4 protein-coding genes are annotated in these 22,681 nt (G+C 61.1%); all 4 read right to left on the bottom strand.

The window, feature by feature from the left end:
- Nucleotides 1-24 precede the first annotated feature (24 nt).
- Genes EOK75_RS00465 through EOK75_RS00450 form a run of 4 tightly spaced genes read right to left on the bottom strand, consistent with a single transcriptional unit; the run spans nucleotide 25 to nucleotide 22,680 of the window.
- The gene (locus EOK75_RS00465; protein WP_137192113.1) at nucleotides 25-16,707 is read right to left on the bottom strand and encodes a hypothetical protein; all 16,683 of its coding nucleotides are present in this window, start codon (nucleotides 16,705-16,707) and stop codon (nucleotides 25-27) included.
- Nucleotides 16,674-17,120, bottom strand: a complete 447-nt coding sequence (locus EOK75_RS00460; protein ID WP_137192112.1) for a hypothetical protein — start codon at nucleotides 17,118-17,120, stop codon at nucleotides 16,674-16,676. Before EOK75_RS00460 ends, EOK75_RS00465 begins: the two co-directional genes overlap by 34 nt.
- Nucleotides 17,015-22,015 (bottom strand): leukotoxin LktA family filamentous adhesin, encoded by a 5,001-nt coding sequence (locus tag EOK75_RS00455; RefSeq protein WP_137192111.1) that lies wholly within the window; start codon nucleotides 22,013-22,015, stop codon nucleotides 17,015-17,017. Before EOK75_RS00455 ends, EOK75_RS00460 begins: the two co-directional genes overlap by 106 nt.
- Nucleotides 22,015-22,680 carry a hypothetical protein gene (locus EOK75_RS00450; RefSeq protein WP_137192110.1) on the bottom strand — a complete coding sequence of 222 codons (666 nt, stop codon included), beginning with the start codon at nucleotides 22,678-22,680 and terminating at the stop codon, nucleotides 22,015-22,017. The genes EOK75_RS00455 and EOK75_RS00450 overlap by 1 nt, the downstream gene beginning before the upstream one ends.
- Between the last annotated feature and the right edge of the window lies 1 nt (nucleotide 22,681).

Raw genomic sequence — 22,681 nt, 5'->3', positions numbered from 1 at the left:
CCGACGTTAAGCCGTTGGTTTTTATCACTGCCTCAAAAGGACCGCCGGGCCATCGCCCCGCACATAGACACTATAGGCAACCCCGTCGATTTCGAGCACGGAATCGTCCAGCACCGACAAATCAAACGCATCATCTTCGTCATCTGTCGGGTCTGTGGCACTCGGGGCATAGATCCGGTCGTCGGCATTGCGCATATTGCGCACCGTATCCCGCACAAGGCTGATCCCCCTATAGGGCAAACCCAGCTCATTCGTCACCTTTACCGTGCTGTCATAGACAACCACATAGGAATCTGTCGCTGTCGTGGTGCCGTCCAGCGTGAGCTCAAAGGGTTTCCCGTCGAGGAATAGCTGCACGTTGCTGGCGGGGTCCGCCTTGGGCGTCTGCGAGCGATTATCTGCAAACACCGTTTGCCACGGTGTTGACAACAGGAAGGTGCCCGCCATTGGCGACGTGCCTTGAATTGGCGCGGCGGCCTTGACGACATCGACGAATTTTGCCGTCGTGGTCATTACCGTTTCCGACACTTTCACCTCTGGCATCACAACACCGGCCGGAGCATCGACATTCAGCTGCGCCAAAGTGGCGACCGTACCATCGGCCCCTGTCAGCGTGATGTTCAGCGGGTCCGGCCCGTTCGGCACCTGTGTAATATCGAGCGCCCGGATCGTATCGGCGCGCAACGTCAAGTTCTTCCCCACTTTGAGCGCACCCACATCCAGCGTATCCGTCGCTTGCAGGTCAATATTCTTGGCCTGCATAACCTTTACATCCAGAATGCCACTGTTGCCGGTGCCAAAGCCCGCGATATTTTTAATCGTCTCACCCGCTTCTTCCAGCAGGCCAATAATATCACCGGTTGAGTAGATGATGCTGTCGAAGCCCGCGATGATGCTATCGAAATAGACACCGTTACCAGTGATAAACGAATTCCCGCCAGCATTTACACTGGTATTGATCCGCACCGCACCCGTCAGCCCCTCAAGCGTTGAATCGCCCCCTGTCTTGACCGTATCAACGCTAATCCCCCTGCCTGTGATCTCAGCATTGGTGCCAGCATCGACCGCCCCGCCATTCACCGCGCCAGCAGTGGCAAGAACGGTGGTCGTGGCGCCTGTCGTGATCCGGTCAAACGTCACCGCATTCCCCGAAATGGACGAACTCCCGCCAGCATTTACACTGGTGTTGATCCGCACTGCGCCAGTTAGGCCCTCAAGCGTTGAATCGCCCCCTGTCTTGACCGTATCAACGCTAATCCCCCTGCCTGTGATCGCAGCATGGGTGCCAGCATCGACAGCCCCCCCATTCACTGCGCCAGCAGTGGCAAGAACGGTGGTGGCGGCCCCTGTAATGATCTGGCCAAACGTCACCGCGCTACCATCTACATTGACCGATCCGGCCGCAGTAAGATCGCCGCCGATGGCATCGCCCAAAACCGACAGCAGGGTGATATCGCCTGTATCCTCCGGAAGGCCGGTGGTTGTCAGGTTGCCAAAAGTAAGGCTGCCCTGCGCATCAAAGTTTTGGCTGCCACCGCTATTGGCCAGTGCGACGTCAAGCGTACCAAGTCCGCTCACGGCAATCGGCCCATTCGCGGCAGACAGGTTAGACAGTGTCATATCGTTTTGTGCTACAAGCTCGATGCCGCCATCCGTTGTCGTAGCCGCCAGGGTATGAGTACGGATGCGCAGCGGGTTGGCCTCATCGGTCACTGTATTGTCCAGCGCGGTCGCGTTCGCCTGTGTCCGCCCACCAATACCAAGCCCCGCAGACAAGAAGACCCCTGCCCCCACGGTCATCGCCGTGATGTCACTGCGCGGATCGCTGGTTCCGGCAAAGATCCGGCCCCCTGCCGTCACCGAAACCGCATTGGCCAAGGCGCTGCCGGATGTAATTCCCGTCACCAGTGCATCACCGCCCGTCGCAACAAGAACTTGACCCGCATCAGCCCGGATCACAGCACCGTTTAACATTTTCAGCGAGGCAGAGTTAATATCAACCAGTCCTGCGACCGAATGAACATCCCCCAAAGCGGTGAACAATGTACGCCCGCCCGTCGCAATGCTAATAGTTTCAGTCGTTTCCACCAGCCCGTCAATCACCCCTTGACCCGCAGCCGCAAGGTTGATCATGCCGCCTGCACTGGCCGACCCTATGGTAAACAGGGTGTTGGCCGATCCGAACAGGTTGATCCCTTGCGCTGCCGTTGCGGTGATTTTCCCACCAAGGCCAACCCCGACGTTCAAACTGCGCGCAGCGGTGCCAATAGAACCGGTGACCGCCTGCAACACGACCTGCGCGCCAAGCACGTTGATCAACTCGTCATCCTGCGCATTCAACAGCGCGTTCTGCGCCACCAGCTTGACGTTCTGCGGCGAATAGACCGTGTCAATCAGCCCCGTGCCGGTGAAGGCAATATTGACACCGTTTTGCGAACGCGCTGTGGTCGTGCCACCTGCACGCGGCGAAAGCGTCAGCGGAACCGATGCGGTGCCGATGCTGCCTTGCGCCGCCTCAAGGATCAGGTTGCCGGTCTGCACAAGGCTTGTGCCCGCGTTGATGATATTCCCATAGACCTTGATCCGCGTGTCGCCAAAGGTGCTGATATTGCCCAGCGTTGCCCCGCCCCGCGACGCGACAAAGACACCGCCGATATCAGGGTTGGTATCTGAAACATCTGGCACCGTTATGTTCAGCGAGGTGACCGCGTTGAAGTTCACAGGCCGCTTGCTCAACACGGTCAAAAGCGTGTTCGAGGGCGAAACCAGCCCAAGGGCTGCTGCGTTCAGCGCGGCTTGTTGTACCACGCTCAACGTACCGAATTCCGCCCCGAGGTTAAGCGTGGTGGTCACACCCGCCGCCCCAAGGCCCAGCGCAACCGCCGCGTCATAGGCAGCAATTTGTTCCGCCGTCGCTCCGGTCGGCAGGTTGACGGGGCCAACAGTCAGCTGGAGGTCATTGCGTTCGGCAGATGCCAGCGCAACCTTTTGGTCCAGCGTCAGATCGCGTGGATCAAGGTCCGAACGGATCGACACACCAATCTCGCCGCTCCCCTGACGGACCGTCTCACCAATCCCACGATTTGCCTCTATGGTGACAGTCCGGCCCGAAACATTCGGGTCTTTCAGCACCGGATTGGTGCCTGTCACCGTTTTCAGCGCGCCGGGTGCCAGCGAGAAGGCCAACTCGCGTTCGGTCCAGACCGACCCACGCGTCAGCTCGGCCTTTTGCGCATCACTTGCCGTGACTTTGTAACCGGCGTCATAACCCGTCGTCAGATCACCAACGACGCTGTGCAGGCGGTGATACTCGGCTGTCTGCTGATGCTCGACATCCAGAATACGGCTAGCAACAAAGGCGTTCGGATCCGGGTTGCCTGCCTCAATCGCCTCGGCCCGGAACTGGGCGTCCAGCGCGCGACCTTGTGCCGAAGCCGGGTCAATCGTCACCGTGGCCGCAGGGTCATAGGCCGCTGTGCCACGAATACGCCAGTATTGTTTATAGGTCTGGGTCGACGACGCCTCAAACGCCAGAATGGCATTTTCCTGCTTGTCGGCGTTGACCGAGCCATCAACACCGCGCGCGGTGTCTTCGGCCAGCAGGCCAAGGCTTTCCCAGAAACCCAACAGCTCATCATATGTGCGCTGGTCGATGGATTCGACGGGATTGTTATCCAGAATTTGGCCCGTCGCCGACAGGCGAACATCACCACCGGTTGTCGAAGCCTTGACCACCAGCATGTTGCCATCGGCGTTCCCGGCCCAACCGGCCGAACGGATACCGATATCACCAGCGGCCGTAACCGTAAGCCCAAGAAGCGCGTTACCGTCCAAGCCAGGATCGACCTCTGGGTCACCAAAGGGACGATCTGCTGGATCGGCGCTAAAGCCCGTGTTCACCTGCAACAGCGATCCGGTCGCCGTATTGCCCACAGCCCCGCCCAACGAGGTCAGGACCACACGCGGGGCCTGAACAAGCGCGTTCTGGTCGATGCCATCAATAGAGCCGTATGAGAAGATATCGATCTTGCCATTGCCCGCAGCCACGCTGCCCGCAGCCGTGACCTGATCCACGACCAGATCCCCGCGCGACATTATTGAGACCACACCATTTGCGGCATTGGCCGACAGGGCGCCAAATCCGGCGGCGGTGGTTCCCGTCAGGTTGACCGCAAGCGCCGGTCCGGCAGCATCGGTCGGCAGCAAGGGCTTGGGCGCCCCGCCCACAGAACCGCCTGCATCCAGCACAATAGTCTTGGCCTTCAACTCAGCCCCAAGATCGCCTTGAACAATGGACCTATCTGTCCCTGCGTTGATCGTGATGGTACCCGCGACCGCATCCAGATTGCCGGTCAGGATCACATTGGCATCCGAAGTGACGTTGATCGCCGTTTTGCCCGCGATGCCGCTATCGCCGGTGTTAGTGCCGATAAAGTTCACGCCAATCGGGTAATCCGCTTTCAGCGATTCCGTAATGATCGTCGTATATTCCTGATGAAGCTCGGAATAATAGGTTTTGCTCGACACGATGCAAAGGGTCCACCAGTTACACCTACGCGAGCTTGAGCCTGTATTCTCAAATTCATTCTTGGTGAATGTGGTGTCATTGGCCGATGTATATTGATCGCCAGCAACGTTCAGCGCCCCGTTTGAGGTCACTGTCGATGCCGGGTCTTGGAACCAAGCGCCTTTAACTTCTTTCAGTGCTCCACCGGTGATCGTTTCAACCTTCGTCACATAGGTACCATCGCCCAAGCGATAGGTGCTCAATAGCAGCGGCGTACCCCTTTGGGTCAGGCTGTCGAACGACGAGATGGTCAGATCTGAAGAGCCAAACGCCTCCGTCGAAACCTTGGAGTAGGACGAGGTGCTTGAATACTCTTCGCCCGTGGTCCAGACATAGCGCTGGTCTGCGACAGGGGCGTAAGTCGCGGTACGATCGCCGCCAATGCCGTGCGACACCGCACCAAGGCTCAAGCTGCCATCGGCATTATTGATGGTGCCGGTCTGTGTGGCAATACGCACCACGCCATTCGCGTCGCCCGGAACATAATCACGCGTGTATGTGGTTTGGCGGACCGAGATAACCGGGTTATTGGCCACGGACGTGTTAAGCCCGATAACATCGGTAATCTCGATCTTGCCTTCAACGCCGCGCAGGGTGCCGCTTGGATCGGCGCCGGTGCTAAGGTTGCGCAGTACCACCGGAATATCGGATGCGTTGTTAATGCTGATCGTGCCAAAGCCGTCCAACACATTCAAACGCCCGACCGAAGTCGAAGAGGATGTGTTCATGATCTGGCCAAACAGCTGGATATACCCGCCTTTGACCGAGGCGCCGTTGACAAAATACTGCTTGGTATTCGCATCATATGACGCGCCGATATTGTCGCTGGCAGAACTGCTGACAACCGAGAAAATTGCATCGCCACCCGTGTTGGCCACGGCATAAGCATCGGCGACCGCCTTGTCGAACTGGAGGCTAAAGTCAATGTTCTCGGACAGGTAGTCCTTGATGTTAACCTGCGTGGCCACACCGAAAATCGAGATTGTACGAACAGGATCGGCATCCGCGTTGGCGATAACCTCATCCTTGTACTGGTTCACAACAAGGGCAAGTTCGGCCGGATCAATGCCCGCCGCTACGCGGTTGATATTGATGGTCTGACCATATTGGTTCGTTACGGTCGCGGCATTCGCAAGGTTGGCCGCATCAAGTGCCGCTTGGGTTACCCCGATCGCCTCACGGCTGGCGGTCAACGTGGGATTATTGCCCAGCGTCAGGTTCCACTCGGCAACACCGGACTGGATGGTCGAGTTGATGTTCAGGTAACGCGCCGATATAGAGATTGCGCCATTTGCCGTGATCCCCGGCCCCTGTTCCGTCACAGAGGTGTGGTCGGTAAAGCTGGCAGGGTCGCCGCCGATATGGTTGAACCCGTTGACATAGCTGGCAACGAAATCGCCATCCTTGGCCAGAATATCGACCGAGCCCGCATTGATCGTGCCCTGAACATAGATATTTCCGGCCTCCGACGCGATTTTCACCGAACCGGTGGTGTTTTCAATCACCGAACCGCGCTTGAGGATGATATCCGGCGCGATTTCGCGCTTCGCGACGGGAAGCGCTTCGGGTGCGTAGGTCGAGGTGATGACCACCGTCCCACGGTCAGAGGTGCGCGAGGTCACAACATCCCTATTGGCACCGCTGACCACAAAACCGGAAGCCAAACCACCAGAGTTCAGCGACGTGATATCATCGGGCCCGTAGACCAGCACACCGTTGAACCGCAGATTGCCCGCATCATATTCGGGAACAATCAGATTGCCCAGCTTCAGGGTATGGTGCGTGTTGTTGGTAATCAGGATCTTTGCATCGCCGGGCGCCAGCAGCTTGCCGCCGCCTGTGGTGCGCAACTGATCGCTTGAAATAGAGATATTGCCCAGACGCGCCGCCGTATCGGCAACCTCGATCGCATAGGCAACCGGAGTTCCCGAAGAGCTGGACGCAGCCGCCGCACTTTGGGTGATGCTGGCATAGCTGGTGGTCAGCGTCCCTAGGAGGCCAACGAACTGGGCCAGCGATTTCGAGCCTGCAACGGTGCCCGGGGTCGCACCGGTGTTCGCCTTCAAGGTGTTAACCGAAGTATTGATTGACGACAGCACTGCCGAAAGATTGGTAACGCTGGTGCCCAAATGCGTGGACGACAAGCCAACCTTGGTCAACGCCCCCGCAGTGACAAAGTAATCAGAGGCCGATCCAGCAGCAGTAAGCCGATCACGGATGGCCGCATTGCTGGTATTTGCCGCAGCAATCTCGCTGGCGCTTCCGGTCGCCGGAATGGCAAGCACGCTGTTCAACAGGCCGGTCAGCCCGGTTTGCAAACTCGACGCTTTGTTGCGCGCAATCGCGGACTGTGTTGCAATGGCCGCAGTGTTGGTGCTGATCGCCGTCAAATTATTGGCGATCACCGTTTGCGCAGCGGCGATAATCCCCTGCTGAGTTGATGCCGCCGACGTATTATTTGCCAGAAGTGCGGTTTCAAGTGCCCCCTGCGCCGCCGTGATTTCGGCCGCTTTGGCGACATTGGCATCGCGCAATGCGATGGTATTGGCCTCTGCTGTTTTGGCGGCATTGGCGGCGGCCAAACCCTCGGACCTTAGGGCCTGAAGTGCGGTTACCGTCGCGCCATGCGTGGCAGCGCTATAGGTGCTGATCGCCTGGATATCCGTCAGTGTGGTATCGACCGCCGTATTCAAGCCATTGGCCGCATCAGTGTAGACGTCCCGAACGGTGTCGACCAAGACGGTCAGGCCATCCACGATATTTGTCGGGGCTGCAACGTCCAGCTGAACCTTGACAGTTGCTATATTGGTCGCCTCTTCCGCCGCGGCAGCCAAGAGTGCCACCTTGGGCGATGGGCCGGCAAAGGTACCGGCGACATAATCGCCCGCCGCGTCAAATGACCCCAGACCAAGCCCCACCAGCTTGTTTTGCAGGAACCTGATTTCGTTTTGATAGGCCGCTTTGGCGATCGGATCGCTGTCATAATCCTCTATCAACTTCGTAAGCTCTGCCACCCGCTCCAGAATTTCTGTCCCCACGGGGTTTGGTCCCGAAACGGTATACTTGATATTCCCAGATGAATCATTGCCGATACAGGCATATACTGTCGGTTCGCATGTCTCGTCGATTGTCAGGGTCTTATACCCTTGGATGCTGGTTTCGATCCGCCCGTTGACGGTAACACGCGACAGACCACCATCAATGCTCGTCGACCCACCCTTGTAGTCAAAGCTGACATCGCCGCCACCAAAGGCATTCGATATGGCCGAGGCCGCCTTTGCCAAACCCTCGCGGTAAATGTCCTTGCCGGTGCCGACGGCACGCGCGCTGATACTCCCCTTCGTCGCATTGATATTTATGTCCCCCGCCGCGCGTATGCCTTGCGGGTCAAGCGCCATATTGGTCGAGGACGTCGAACCCACCGTAACAAGACCCGAGTTCGCAACAATAACCGTTGGGTTTGGCCCCGTGGGAATTGGAATGGCCGTCTTGTTGAAAATATCGACCGTAGCGTTGAACGTCAGATTTGCCATCTCGCCAGACGGGCCATTGCCCGCACCGATTGTGACGGTCGCAAAGCGCGGCACATCACCATTGGTGGGATTGTCGCCATCCGTTGCCTGAACCAATGCATTGTTCCCGACATCAACCTTATTGATGCCGGTATAGGTAATATTTGCATCCCCCGACGGGGCCCCCGCAAGACCGTAAGTCGTGGCGGTCGAGCGCATATCAACATCGCTTTCGCCCCATGCGGCAATCTGGATGTCGCCGTAATCCACCAGAACCTTGCCCGCATCACCCACCGATGCACTCGCATTGGCGGTGATGACCGCATCAACCTCGGCATTGGCAAGTGCTATGGCACCCCCACTGTCAAGGTTGACCTTTTGCTTGGAGGATATGTTGTTATAGGCCTCTTGACGGTACAGCGACGGGCCGGAAACAGGTTTGGCCAGTTGCACGGCGGCAAGCGCACCAACCGTTGCAGAGGTATCATGCGTGATGGTTACAGTCGCCCCGCCGGCTGGCACACTTGCCAACCCGCCCGAGATAGATTTCACATTGGTCGCACCGCCCGCAAGGAACGGGTTTGTTGTAATATTATGGGCCAACAGCGATAGCTCTTGCGCAGAAAGCTGTACGCGGTTGCCGATTTCGGCATCAACCGTGCTCTCGACGACATGAGACAGATTTGCCCCGCTAGCACCAACAAGCGATGCCTGCGTGCTGTCAACCAGACCGCTGAAGTTGGTGTTGTGCTGCGCCGAAATGATCGCCTCGCCCGCAACATTCACGCCATAAGCCGCCGCTCCGGTGGTATCTACCGCGGCACGTGTGGTGCTGATCGTCGAGGTTTTCGACGTCGCCGCAGACCCCGCAACAACGCCGCCGCTGCCCGCCTCCGTTACCGCATTATTGGTGTCATTGCCCAATGCCGTAACGGTAAGCGACCCCGCCGTCAGGGATGTAAGGTTGGTCAGGACCGCAGTTGTCGTTGTCCGGGAACTCGCATCCGAGACGTTGAAACCCGCCGCGACAAAACCGGCCGCGATACCGGTGCCATCGGCAAGCTGACCTGTTGAGTTGCTCGCCGAAACCGTTGTCTTGTCCGAGGACGACAAAGCGGAACCCGCAACAAGGGTGTTCGTGTTGGTAAAATTCTTGGCCTTGGTGACCGTAGCGTTCAGGCCGACAAGCGCACCTGCCGCACCGATGGCTTTGGATTTCACAGCACCGGTCGTGGCTGAGGACCCGATGATAATATCTTGTGCCGTGATGCCCGACCCGTTTGAAACGGTTGTGCTTACATCGGACGCCACTTCGGATTGCGCCAATGACGCCCCCGCAGCAAGGCCACCCGCAACGGCAATACCGGTCGCAAGGGTTAGCGACGATCCGGTTGCCGAGGCGCTGACATTCGCAAGCCCCGTCGCAAAGATCTGTGCCGAGTCGACAGAGGCGATGACCGTGGGTTTGACCGTTGCAAAAGAGCCGGCCCCTTGTAGGGCAGCACCGATGCCTCCGCCAACGGCATAAGCCTCTGTATCAGCCGAAGAATTGGCCGTGGCGGCAATAGAGACCGAGGCCGCGCGTGCGCCGAATGTGCCGATTGTGGCACCATTCGTGACGGCAGCAGTAACTGTGCCACCGATGGTCGCCGTACCTGCCGATGCACCCACCGCCAGCGTTCCCGCAACAGAGACCCCGATGGCATCAACGGTTATGTCTCGGTTGGATGTTGCATTTACCGCAACCGCACCACCGGTCGTGATGGCCTTGCGGCGGATCACGGCTGAGGTGCGTGAATTGTCAGTGTGAACACCGACATCCGCGCTGATCGCCGCCAACAGACCGCCCGATCCCGCAAAGTGCAAACCGGCAAGCGTATGGTTGGTCAGCGCCTGCACGTTCACCGCGCCCGCTTGCAATGTGCCGGTGCCGTCGATCTGGGCTGTGCTGCCGGTATCAACCGTCAGAACGCCAATCCCGGCCCCACCGCCAACAGCGCCAATAGCAACGGCCCCTGTTGTCAGTTTAACGTTCAGCGCGTCCGAGCTGTTCACCCCGACAATGCCACCCGCAATAATTGTACCACTGCCGATGCTGGCCGAGGTGCCCGCCGGAATGGATAGGTTCGATGCCGCCGAGGCTATGTCGATAGCAGCACGGCGATCTTGGGCCGCTTGGCTGATCTCACGCACCCGCGCATCATCGGATGCAGCAAGCTGGTCATTCGCGATCCCCGAACTGGCCTGCGCTTGGGCGTCACTCGTGATGCTGGCAAAGCTGAGCGAACCATCGTCGCTTGCCTCGCCAATGTTCTTGTCCGCCGCGCCGCCCGGCGCAACACCGTCACCATAATTATAGATCGCGATACCAGCGGCCAAACCGACGATCCCGCCACCTGCACCGATGACATAGGCCTCGCCCGCCTTGTTCGACAGGCCCGACACCAGCACATCACGGCGCGCATTCAGGGTCACATTATCGCTGATCGAGGCCGCAGCGGTATTTTTGAACACGCCCACATCGGCAACACCCGCGATGCCCCCAAACACACCCGCGGCAATGCCACCCGCGGCCACCGAGGTCACCGTCTCGTCACGCGCGGTCACCGACACATCCTGTGTCGTCCCCCCACCGCCCGCCGTGTTGATCGACGCGCTATCGCCGATCGAGGCCGTGTTCTTCACATCCATCAGGTAAAGGGTAATCACACCCGAAACACCTACGCCGCCCGCCGTTCCGGCAACCCCAAGGGTAAAGCCCGACTGTGCCGAATTCGACTGCACGTTTATGCCCCGCGATGCCGTGCGCGTGGCGCCAAAGCTGTCACCGGTAAAGATGGTATGGTCGCCCCGCAGACCCAAAGCCGTTACATCCGCCCCGGATAGAATTGCCGCGTTGATTTCCTTGTTCAGGTTCACGACGCTAATCGCCGCCCCAACCCCGACATAGCCAACCGCAAGCGCGCCCGCCAAGACACCCGTGCGGGTGCTATCATCGGCGATCACATCCACATTGCCCTGCGCGGTTACCGTTCCGGCAAGGGTCGCGTTGGTCTTGGTCGTCACGTCGATAACCGAAATACCGCCCGAAACGCCAACCGTGCCTGCAGAACCCGCCGCGCCAATCCCAACGATATCCTGGGTCGCGCGTGCCGCGACCACGACATCGCCGCGCGCCGTTACCTGACCTGCCGCAACGGTCGCCTCGGTCGTGGTATCGATCACCATAACGCTGGCGCCTGCGCCGACACCAACGGAACCGCCTGCAACAGCGCCGGAAAAGCCCAGCGTGTAAACATCGCTTGCAGCGCCCACATTGACGTTTTGTACATCCGCCGCCGTGCCCGCAATGCGGTTGATCTGCGCGCCAGCGCCGATCCGCGCCTTGGTGTTTGTGGTGATCACCGGCACGCCCGCCGAGATCGCCACACCAACCGCTCCAACCGCACCGGCAACAGACAGCGCACGCACAGAGGTCTTATCCGATGCATTCACGATCACGCCACGCGCGTTTGCCATTGTGGGGGTCGAAGTCCGGCTCTGCGTTAGAAGCTGAAGACCGACGCTGCGCGCTGCGGCGGCATTCGCATCCGTAAGCTCTGCCGTCGAATCTGCCTTGAAGTCCGCCGCAGCAAAACCGTCATCAGCCCCGTAATTCGCAAAATTCGAGGTATAGCCCGTGATAAAGCTTTGCTCTGCCCCATTGCCAAGCGCGGTCACCTCAGCGTTTGCATCCACAGTCGCCAAGGTGGTGGCATTGATAACCGTCACACCAACCGATGCGCCAACGCCCGCCGTCCCTGCGGCAAAGGCGCCGTCAAGCATATCAATCTCGGTCTTGCTATCGGCCATAACAGCCACATTGCCATCGGCCAGCACACGCGACGATGAACCAATACGGGCCGTCGTTGTCGGATTGACCGCAAGCACCGTGACAGCCCCCGCCAGACCGGCGGTTCCGCCAACGCCAACACCGGCGGTGGTATTGAACACCTTCTCGGCGCTTTTCGCATCGATGATGACATTGCCTGCCTCGACCAAAGTTGACGCGCCGATTTCGGCCGTGATGGTCTTGTTGATCACCCCAACCGCAACGCCCGCGCCTGCGCCCGCAGTGCCCCCGGCACCGGCAGCACCGGCAACCGCAAACAGCCGCGACATGTCCGAAGCCGCAACAACAAGAGACCCCGCATTGTACGCATTCCCGACCTTGGCATAACTGCCAATCCGCGCCTCGGTCGTCGTGCCCAGAACGTAGATCCCGGCCCCGGCCCCGACGCCTGCCGTGCCACCCGCAGCGCCCGCAACGCTGAACAGATCGCCATCTTCCGTGGCCGTTGCGCGGATGGAAATTGCGCCGTTTGTGTTGATCTCGGCGCGGTCCGCAACCGATGTGCCATCGCCAAGCGCTGCGCGTGTTGTGTTGTCGACCACGACCACAGTCGCCGCCGCCCCGATGCCTGCGGTGCTGCCAACGCCCACGCCAGCCGCCAGACCAAAGATTTTAAAGGTATTGGTCGCATCAAGCGACACAGCGCCGGCCCCCGAAATCGTAACGCGCGCCCCGCGCCCCATCAGCGCCTCGACCCGATTGTTCGATGTGACCACGCCTGCCACACCTGAAACGCCCGCCGATGACGCCGCCGAGGCTGCGGCCGCATAGCTGCGAATATCCTGCGATGCCGATGCGATGTTCGAGAATGACCCCGCCGAGGTGACGCGGGCGTTATCCGCCAACTGCGCAATTGTCGTGCCCGAGCTGACCACAACCGTTGACGACACGCCAACAGCCGCGCTGGATGTGCTGGCAGACAGCGCCCCCGACAAAGATTTCGCCACAAAGGCACTGTTCGCGGATAGGGCGGCGGCCCCCGTCCCGACATTTATCGTCGCACCCGTCCCAATGCTGGCCGACAGATTATCCGAAAAGACCATAACCCCAAATGAGCCCTGAACAGCCACACCGGACCCACCGGCACCGCCAATGGCCTCTACGTAATAGTTTGAATTACCTAGCAATTTACTTGTCGCCAGATCTTTTAGCAGATCCCCGAAGGCTTCCAGATCATCAAGGTTTGTAAAATCGAAATCCGGTGCCGCATCGATTTTGCGGTTAATCGCCGTCACTGACAGCGCGCTGCCGGTCAGGTTGCTATTCGCGCCAACGCTGGCCTCATAATCCTTTTGGGCCACAACAACGGCAATGGACCCGCCAACCGCGATCCCGCTGGTCGAGACCGACCCCGCGAGCGCCTTGGCCGAGAGGTTGCTTTCGTTGTCCACCGCAACCGACATCGCGCCGCCATTGGTGACAGTGACATTGCTGCCGATGCTGGCCTCGGTCTCGCCGGTAGAGATGGCAACAGCCAGCGCGCCCGCAACAGACACGTTCTTGCCCGATGCCCCGGCAATACCAAGCGCGCTTAGTTTCGAAAGATAAGGCTCTGACGCGTTTTCGCGCGAGGTGGCTGACAAGCTCAGGCCATTTGCATTGGTAATGATCGCACCATTGGCGATATTGGCCGTCGTGGTGTTGTTCAAAATCGCCAAACCAACGCCGACACCGATGCCGACCTTGCTGCTCGAATTTTTGGCGGCACCAATTCCCGATGCCGTCATGCCGACGGTGTTCGTCGCCGTGATGCTGACCGCACCCGAGGCATTGACCGTGACGCCTTCCAGCCGCGCGGTCACCACATCTTGCGCCGCCGCAATGCCCGCAGCCGCCGCGATAGTCACCTTGGCGCCCGTGGATTTTCCGTCCTGATCGCGCTGGCTGTCCTTGGTCTTGTCCAGCGAATCCGCTGTGGTCGAGGTACCGCCGGTTTTGTCGTTCTTCTTCTCATCCGTCGAGGAGAAATCACCGCCGCCCGCCGTCGCCGTGGCATTGGCATCATAGCTGCGCGCCGCCGACGCGTTAATCGTTACCGCACCCGCCGTCACCGAGCGCGCCAGTACCGCAGTCGTCAGCGACGTGTTGTTCAGCGCCCCACCCGAAAGCCCGTTCCCCAGAACGACAGCCGCCGATGCGCCAACACCCACCTTGTCGGATTTGTTCTCGCCGGTCGATTTCGCAATATTCGTGCCGGTATTGGCCGCAATAACGCTAACCGCACCTGCCCCCATTGTCAGGGCGGCGCCGGTTCCGATCCGCGCAACCGTGGTCTGATTCAAAAGCGCCAAGGCAACCGATGCATCCACCGCAATACCGCCTGCCGCCCCTGCCGAGGCTTCTGTCGTGGTATCAAGCCCCGATGTCGCCGCAACCGCAAGGCCCGTGCCCCCCGTCAAGGTGGCCCCATCGCGCAGTTCCGCACTGGTCGTGGCCTCTATCAGGTTCATTGCAAAAGATGCGCCTACGCCCACCTTGCCGCCGGTTACACCTTCGTCCGAAGGGGCCGCCGTGGCTGTGGCCGAAATCATGTTCACCGCTTGCAGGTTTGAGGTACCGGCACCCGCCGCGACCACGGCCCCACCGGCAATCTGCGCCGAGGTCTCAAGCGTCAGGATATTCAGCGCAACCGATCCCGCAATGCCGACCTTGGAGCCGCCGGCACCCGAGATGGCCGAGGCAAGAAACGTATCCGTCGCCGCACCCGTTGCCTGCAAGGCCCGTACATTTACACCCGCGCCGGAATGCACCGCCGCACCCAGATAGGCTGTGTTGATTTCCTTGACCACGTTGACCGACACCGCGACGCCGATGCCAACCTCCGAAGTGGCCCCGTCTTCGCCCTTAACGGCCTGCCCGTCAGAGCGCGCAGCGCCGCTTGTCGTCGCACCCGAGGCAACATTGATCGCGCCACCCGCTGCAATACGCACGCCATCGGGAACAAGGGCATCAACCCGCGAGGTCTGCACGTTGATCGCAACAGCGGCAGCCACAGCCACCTTGCCCTCCGAGGTTTTCGCCGAGCGGCCATCTTCATCATTCGCGGCAGTCGTTGTGGCCGACTGCTGGTTGGCATCGCCTACACCCGCGGTTTTCTGCTTGCCGGAACCCGCCTGAAATTCCTTGGTTGCCGTTTTGTCAACGCTATCCCCACCCGTACTGGTCGGGGCCGCATCCGCATCTTTTGCATCTTTCGCGCCCGATGCACTTGCAACCGAGGTCAAGGTCGAAGCGGAAATCCCGCTTGCCGTGAACGAGACCGCCCCGGTGGCGGTGACATTGCGGGCCGTGGTGGCAAGCGCGCGGTCGTCGACCAGCGCAAGCGCAAGGGCGGCACCTATGGCAGCCTTCGATCCGGCGGCCTTGCCCGAAGCCTCGGTCGTGATGGTCGAGGATTGTGCCGCCGACACGATCACATCGCCCGTAACCGATTGCGGGCCGCCCGTGCCCAAACGCGCCGTCGTCGTGTTGTTGATCATCGACAGCGCCAGCGCAGGCGTGACCGACACGCCCCCCGACGACCCCGCCTCGGCCTTGGTCACCCCCGCATAGGTCCCCGACGCCGCAAGCGTCAGATCATCCGCACCCGTAACAACACCGCCGTCAGAAACCTCCGCCAACGAACGGTTCGCCAGAATATTCATCGCAACCGACGCGCCAACGCCAACCGTCGCCCCCGTCGCACCGCCGCCAACCGGCAGCGCCTCTGCCGTGGCATCCGTGCGATTGTCGGTAACAAGCGACACGGCACCGCCGCCAGTGACTGCCACTGTCGCGGCCCCCGACACGCGAGCCACCGATTGCGTATCCAAAAGGTTCAGCGCAACCGAACCCGCGATCCCAACCTTGGACCCGCCTGCCCCCGACGAGGCCTTGGCCAGATACACATCCCCGCGCAGCGCCGCCGTCGCAGGGTCCGCCATATAGGCCGCAACATCGCGCTTGGTCGCCGATAGCGAAAGCCCCCCCGCGCTATGCGCAGCATCCCCCAAAAGCGCGTCATTGCGCGCCTTGACCACGTTCACCGCGACCGCGGCCCCAATACCGACCTTTGATGCAGGCGGCATCTCGCCCGCGTCATCCTTGGTGCCAACGGCATCGCCAACCGCTTCGATCTTGCCGTCGGTATTGTTCATCGCCGCCAGCGTCAGAACGCCGTTCGCAGAAATCGCGACCCCGTCCGGGATCGCGGCCGTCACAGTCGAGGTTTGCACATTAACGCCAACCGCCGCCGCAACAGAAACCTTGCCTTCCGATGTCGAGGCAGACCGCCCCTCCTCATCCGCGGCCGCCGTGGCGGTGGCATCGCGCTGGTCATCATCGCCCACGCCCGCCGCCGCCTGCTTGTCCTTGCCCGAGGTCAAAGAGCCGGTCACCGTCGTGTCCACATCACCGCCGCCTGCGGCCTCATCCTCCGCTGCCGCCCCCACAGCCGAGGCTTCTGCTTTCAGGCCTGACAATGACGCCCCGGCAGCCGTGAACGAGACTGCCCCGGTGGCGGCGACATTGCGGGCCGTGGTGGCAAGCGCGCGGTCGTCGACCAGCGCAAGCGCAAGGGCGGCACCTATGGCAGCCTTCGATCCGGCGGCCTTGCCCGAAGCCTCGGTCGTGATGGTCGAGGATTGTGCCGCCGACACGATCACATCGCCCGTAACCGATTGCGGGCCGCCCGTGCCCAAACGCGCCGTCGTCGTGTTGTTGATCATCGACAGCGCCAGCGCAGGCGTGACCGACACGCCCCCGACGACCCCGCCTCGGCCTTGGTCACCCCCGCATAGGTCCCCGACGCCGCAAGCGTCAGATCATCCGCACCCGTAACAACACCGCCGTCAGAAACCTCCGCCAACGAACGGTTCGCCAGAATATTCATCGCAACCGACGCGCCAACGCCAACCGTCGCCCCCGTCGCACCGCCGCCAACCGGCAGCGCCTCTGCCGTGGCATCCGTGCGATTGTCGGTAACAAGCGACACGGCACCGCCGCCAGTGACTGCCACTGTCGCGGCCCCCGACACGCGAGCCACCGATTGCGTATCCAAAAGGTTCAGCGCAACCGAACCCGCGATCCCAACCTTGGACCCGCCTGCCCCCGACGAGGCCTTGGCCAGATACACATCCCCGCGCAGCGCCGCCGTCGCAGGGTCCGCCATATAGGCCGCAACATCGCGCTTGGTCGCCGATAGCGAAAGCCCCCCGCGCTATGCGCAGCATCCCCCAAAAGCGCGTCATTGCGCGCCTTGACCACGTTCACCGCGACCGCGGCCCCAATACCGACCTTTGATGCAGGCGGCATCTCGCCCGCGTCATCCTTGGTGCCAACGGCATCGCCAACCGCTTCGATCTTGCCGTCGGTATTGTTCATCGCCGCCAGCGTCAGAACGCCGTTCGCAGAAATCGCGACCCCGTCCGGGATCGCGGCCGTCACAGTCGAGGTTTGCACATTAACGCCAACCGCCGCCGCAACAGAAACCTTGCCTTCCGATGTCGAGGCAGACCGCCCCTCCTCATCCGCGGCCGCCGTGGCGGTGGCATCGCGCTGGTCATCATCGCCCACGCCCGCCGCCGCCTGCTTGTCCTTGCCCGAGGTCAAAGAGCCGGTCACCGTCGTGTCCACATCACCGCCGCCTGCGGCCTCATCCTCCGCTGCCGCCCCCACAGCCGAGGCTTCTGCTTTCAGGCCTGACAATGACGCCCCGGCAGCCGTGAACGAGACTGCCCCGGTGGCGGCGACATTGCGGGCCGTGGTGGCAAGCGCGCGGTCGTCGACCAGCGCAAGCGCAAGGGCGGCACCTATGGCAGCCTTCGATCCGGCGGCCTTGCCCGAAGCCTCGGTCGTGATGGTCGAGGATTGTGCCGCCGACACGATCACATCGCCCGTAACCGATTGCGGGCCGCCCGTGCCCAAACGCGCCGTCGTCGTGTTGTTGATCATCGACAGCGCCAGCGCAGGCGTGACCGACACGCCCCCCGACGACCCCGCCTCGGCCTTGGTCACCCCCGCATAGGTCCCCGACGCCGCAAGCGTCAGATCATCCGCACCCGTAACAACACCGCCGTCAGAAACCTCCGCCAACGAACGGTTCGCCAGAATATTCATCGCAACCGACGCGCCAACGCCAACCGTCGCCCCCGTCGCACCGCCGCCAACCGGCAGCGCCTCTGCCGTGGCATCCGTGCGATTGTCGGTAACAAGCGACACGGCACCGCCGCCAGTGACTGCCACTGTCGCGGCCCCCGACACGCGAGCCACCGATTGCGTATCCAAAAGGTTCAGCGCAACCGAACCCGCGATCCCAACCTTGGACCCGCCTGCCCCCGACGAGGCCTTGGCCAGATACACATCCCCGCGCAGCGCCGCCGTCGCAGGGTCCGCCATATAGGCCGCAACATCGCGCTTGGTCGCCGATAGCGAAAGCCCCCCCGCGCTATGCGCAGCATCCCCCAAAAGCGCGTCATTGCGCGCCTTGACCACGTTCACCGCGACCGCGGCCCCAATACCGACCTTTGATGCAGGCGGCATCTCGCCCGCGTCATCCTTGGTGCCAACGGCATCGCCAACCGCTTCGATCTTGCCGTCGGTATTGTTCATCGCCGCCAGCGTCAGAACGCCGTTCGCAGAAATCGCGACCCCGTCCGGGATCGCGGCCGTCACAGTCGAGGTTTGCACATTAACGCCAACCGCCGCCGCAACAGAAACCTTGCCTTCCGATGTCGAGGCAGACCGCCCCTCCTCATCCGCGGCCGCCGTGGCGGTGGCATCGCGCTGGTCATCATCGCCCACGCCCGCCGCCGCCTGCTTGTCCTTGCCCGAGGTCAAAGAGCCGGTCACCGTCGTGTCCACATCACCGCCGCCTGCGGCCTCATCCTCCGCTGCCGCCCCCACAGCCGAGGCTTCTGCTTTCAGGCCTGACAATGACGCCCCGGCAGCCGTGAACGAGACTGCCCCGGTGGCGGCGACATTGCGGGCCGTGGTGGCAAGCGCGCGGTCGTCGACCAGCGCAAGCGCAAGGGCGGCACCTATGGCAGCCTTCGATCCGGCGGCCTTGCCCGAAGCCTCGGTCGTGATGGTCGAGGATTGTGCCGCCGACACGATCACATCGCCCGTAACCGATTGCGGGCCGCCCGTGCCCAAACGCGCCGTCGTCGTGTTGTTGATCATCGACAGCGCCAGCGCAGGCGTGACCGACACGCCCCCCGACGACCCCGCCTCGGCCTTGGTCACCCCCGCATAGGTCCCCGACGCCGCAAGCGTCAGATCATCCGCACCCGTAACAACACCGCCGTCAGAAACCTCCGCCGTGCTGCGGTTGGACGCGATATTCATCGCGATGCCGGCCCCCACGCCGACACTCTTGCCCGAGGCACCACCGCCAGTCGGCAATGCGCTTGCCCTGGATTGCGTCGCATTGTCCGCCGCCAGAGACACCGCCCCGCCCGCCACCGTAACAACAGAACCGGAGGCGACGCGCGCCATTGCCTGCGTATCAATCAGGTTCAAGGCGAATGACCCGGCAAGGCCCACATCCGTCGCCCCTGCACCGGACGTCGCTGTTGTGGTAAAGACATTGCCCGCAGCAGGCCGAAGCGACGAAAGCGATGCGCTGGCGGCATTGACAGCGCTTGTGATAACCGCATCATTCGCCACTTTGGCGATATTGATCCCCAAGGCAACACCAACCCCGGTGTCCGAGTCCACAGCAGAGCCATCGGCAATGACAGCGGCGTTATTGGCACTGCTTGTCGAAACGCTGACAGCCCCGGCCGCATTTGTCACGGCGGTTGAATTGATGCGCGCATTCGTGGTCGAGGTAAGGTCGGAAATTGCAATCGCGCCGGCAACTGACACGCCGCCATCATCCGTTGTTGCCTGACCGCCATATTTGCTGTCGGTCAGATATGTCACGGCCTGGCTTCCGGTCGACGGCTCGGTGGCCCCGCCTGCGCCGGCGATGGCTTTGACGTTAACGCTTGTGGTTGTTGCGGCGCCGATTGCCAGAGAGCCGGTTGTAACAGATGCCCCTTCGGCGATTTCGGCGGTCGTGACGGCGTTAATCACGCTGACGCCCACGCTGGCCCCAAAGGCCGCAGCCGCCGGTGTCGCATCCGAGGTCGAGGTCACACTGTTTTCCGCGCTCAGGCTTGTCGCCCCCGTGACCTTCACCACCGCAGCCCCGCCAACACGCGCAATCGCGGTGCTGTTGATCGTTGAAACCGCCACGGCACCATCCGCCGAAGAATCCACAGGGGCCAGCGATTCCGTCACGATGGATGACACGGTCGTCGATGCCGCCGTCACGTCCAACGCGGCGGCGGACAGGATGGTGCCCCCTTTGATATCAACGCCCGAGGTAACATTGGTCACCACAACGCCAAGCGGCAGCAGGGTCAGCCCGCCGGCTGCGGTTGCTGTCGCTGTGGCTTTGAACGTTCCAGATGCCGAAATCGTGCCGCCATGCGTGGTGATCTGCGCTGTTGCTGTCGGCAGTGCCAACAGCAAACTGCTTTGATCCACGGTAGAGCTGGCGGTCAATGTGATGTTCCGGCCCGTCAGCTCGGGGCCACCCGCACCGCCGTTGCCGATCACAATGCCTGCCGCCCCGCCATTGGCCCGCACCGCGTTAAAGGTAACATCGCCCCCCGCAAATGCAGCGCCCGTGGTAACGCCCGCCAGCACCTTGGAGCCGTCCTCAAGCGTGATCATCGGCGCATCAAGGGTGATGCTGCCCGAATTGCCTGTGGACACGCCAGCCGTCATAATCCGGCTGTCAAGAATACCACCCGCGACGACGGTGATCGAGTTATCGGCCTCCAAACGGATATTGGCGCCGCTGCTGATGATATTGGTGGAAATGCTGGCATCATCCGACGGGCCGGACAGGGTGGACGCACCGCCGATGAACAGGTTGAACGGATCGATCAGCAAGGTGCCCGCCGTGCCGCTGCCCGACGACAGGTTAAGGTTAACGGTGCCGATATGCGCATCGCGCCCAGACAGCTCGATGAACCCGCCATCGCCCGCGCCAAGGCCAGCCGCATTCAGGGTTGCACCGTCCTGCACCACAAGACCGCCATCGGCAAAGACAACAATCTCGCCGCCCGCATCACCTGCGGCCGTCAGCGAGGCATCGCTTTCAACAGCAATGTCGCCGCCCGTGATCGAGATCTTGCCCGCCTTTTCGCCAGACGTCTTGGCATTTACGTCAACACGGCCGGCAATGCGTGCCGCGCCCTTGGCGACAATCGAAATCCGCCCCCCCGAGGCAACAAGCGCCCCGCCCTCAACCATGCCCGTTGCGTTGACGGTTGCGTTGAATTTGGTGCGCTGGCTCAGGTCGGTGCCGGTCAATGGCCCGCTGTCGCCGTTAACGGACACAGTATGGCCCTGTAAGGTAATCGACCCTTTGGCATTCACCTGCCCCATGATGGCAATATTGCCATCCGAAGACATCGGAATTTCGCCGCGCATAAGCTGGCGTGCAACGCCATTGTTAACGGATCCATCTGCGCGTACGACCCGATCCAAAAACTCTTTGGTCGGGGTATTCACGGTCAGCGAGCCGACATTAACACGCCCGTTCTGGCCAACGATGAAACCATTCGACGACGAGAAGAAAATATTCCCGCCAATCTCGCCATTCATGACGCTGTTAAGCTCACCATTGATCACAACGCCATTTTTGACGATGTTGACCAGGTTTCCCGCACCATCCGGCATCAGCAAATCAACACGCGTACCGGCCGCCTGCTGGAAATCGGAAAAGGTGTTGAACCCGACATCCCCCGACACGGTTTTGGTCGAGATCCGCGACGTCTTGCCAGTTGTCTTAATGGTGGTCCGCGTACGACCATCCGGGATGATGTTGTTGGCCGTCAGATCAAGGTTAACCGCCTGTGCAAAGACAGGCTCCACAACACCGGCCCCAATCAGGGCGCCCATAACAAGCGGGCTTGCACTGACCAGAAGTTGATTAAAAAAAGCACGCCGTTGGCGTGCTTTATGCAGTCGAGACTCTTCCAAGTGATGCACATCAACGCGCTCGCCCATCAGAAATCTCCCTTTTTAATCGTCAGGATGTCCGGATTGTCAGGACTGACGGCATACAAAAGCGTCAGATTTTCGGGGAACAGCGTGCGCAGCCCGTCCTTTTCCTCAAAACGCCCCTGAAGCAGCAAAATCGCCGTATGCCCTTTGGCATCCGATCCACGGAACAATAAAATCCCGTTTTCCAGCACAACATCGCGCGTCACCGTTTCGGGCACATATCCGGCCGAGGCCAAAAACGCCCGCAACACATCGCCGTTGGCATAAAGCATCGCATCCGTCATCGCCGGATCGGTGGCTGGTGCCCATAACAGGCCAACCTGTATCAGTGTTTTGCTTTGATACCCGAAGATATAGGAAATCTGCGCAATCCCGCCATCCGCCAGAACATCCGGCACAGAGATGGTAATCACCTGCGTCCGTTCTACCGTGTTCAGGCCAAGCTTGACTGCATCGCCCTCCAACCCGAAATCGGCTTTGATCGCCGCAAGCACCGCATCCACGTCATCCCCGAATTGCGCAGACCGGAAGCCCGTCAAGTCTGCGACCTTTGCCTCGGCCGTTGCTGTCGGAAGCTCTGCTGTTTGTGCTGTCGCCGGCGCATCAAGGAAGACCATTCCAACCAGTGCAACAGCAAGGCAAGCACGAAGGGTACAAGCGATAGACATT

The organism is Pseudorhodobacter turbinis (genome assembly GCF_005234135.1).
Lineage (GTDB): Bacteria > Pseudomonadota > Alphaproteobacteria > Rhodobacterales > Rhodobacteraceae > Pseudorhodobacter > Pseudorhodobacter turbinis.
This window is presented reverse-complemented; position numbering and strand designations above follow the sequence as displayed.

Bases quoted from the DNA above. Each gene is read 5' to 3' on its own strand.
- EOK75_RS00460 (WP_137192112.1), bottom strand. From the start codon at position 17,120: ATGGCGGACCCTGCGACGGCGGCGCTGCGCGGGGATGTGTATCTGGCC.
- EOK75_RS00455 (WP_137192111.1), bottom strand. From the start codon at position 22,015: ATGGGCGAGCGCGTTGATGTGCATCACTTGGAAGAGTCTCGACTGCAT.
- EOK75_RS00450 (WP_137192110.1), bottom strand. From the start codon at position 22,680: ATGTCTATCGCTTGTACCCTTCGTGCTTGCCTTGCTGTTGCACTGGTT.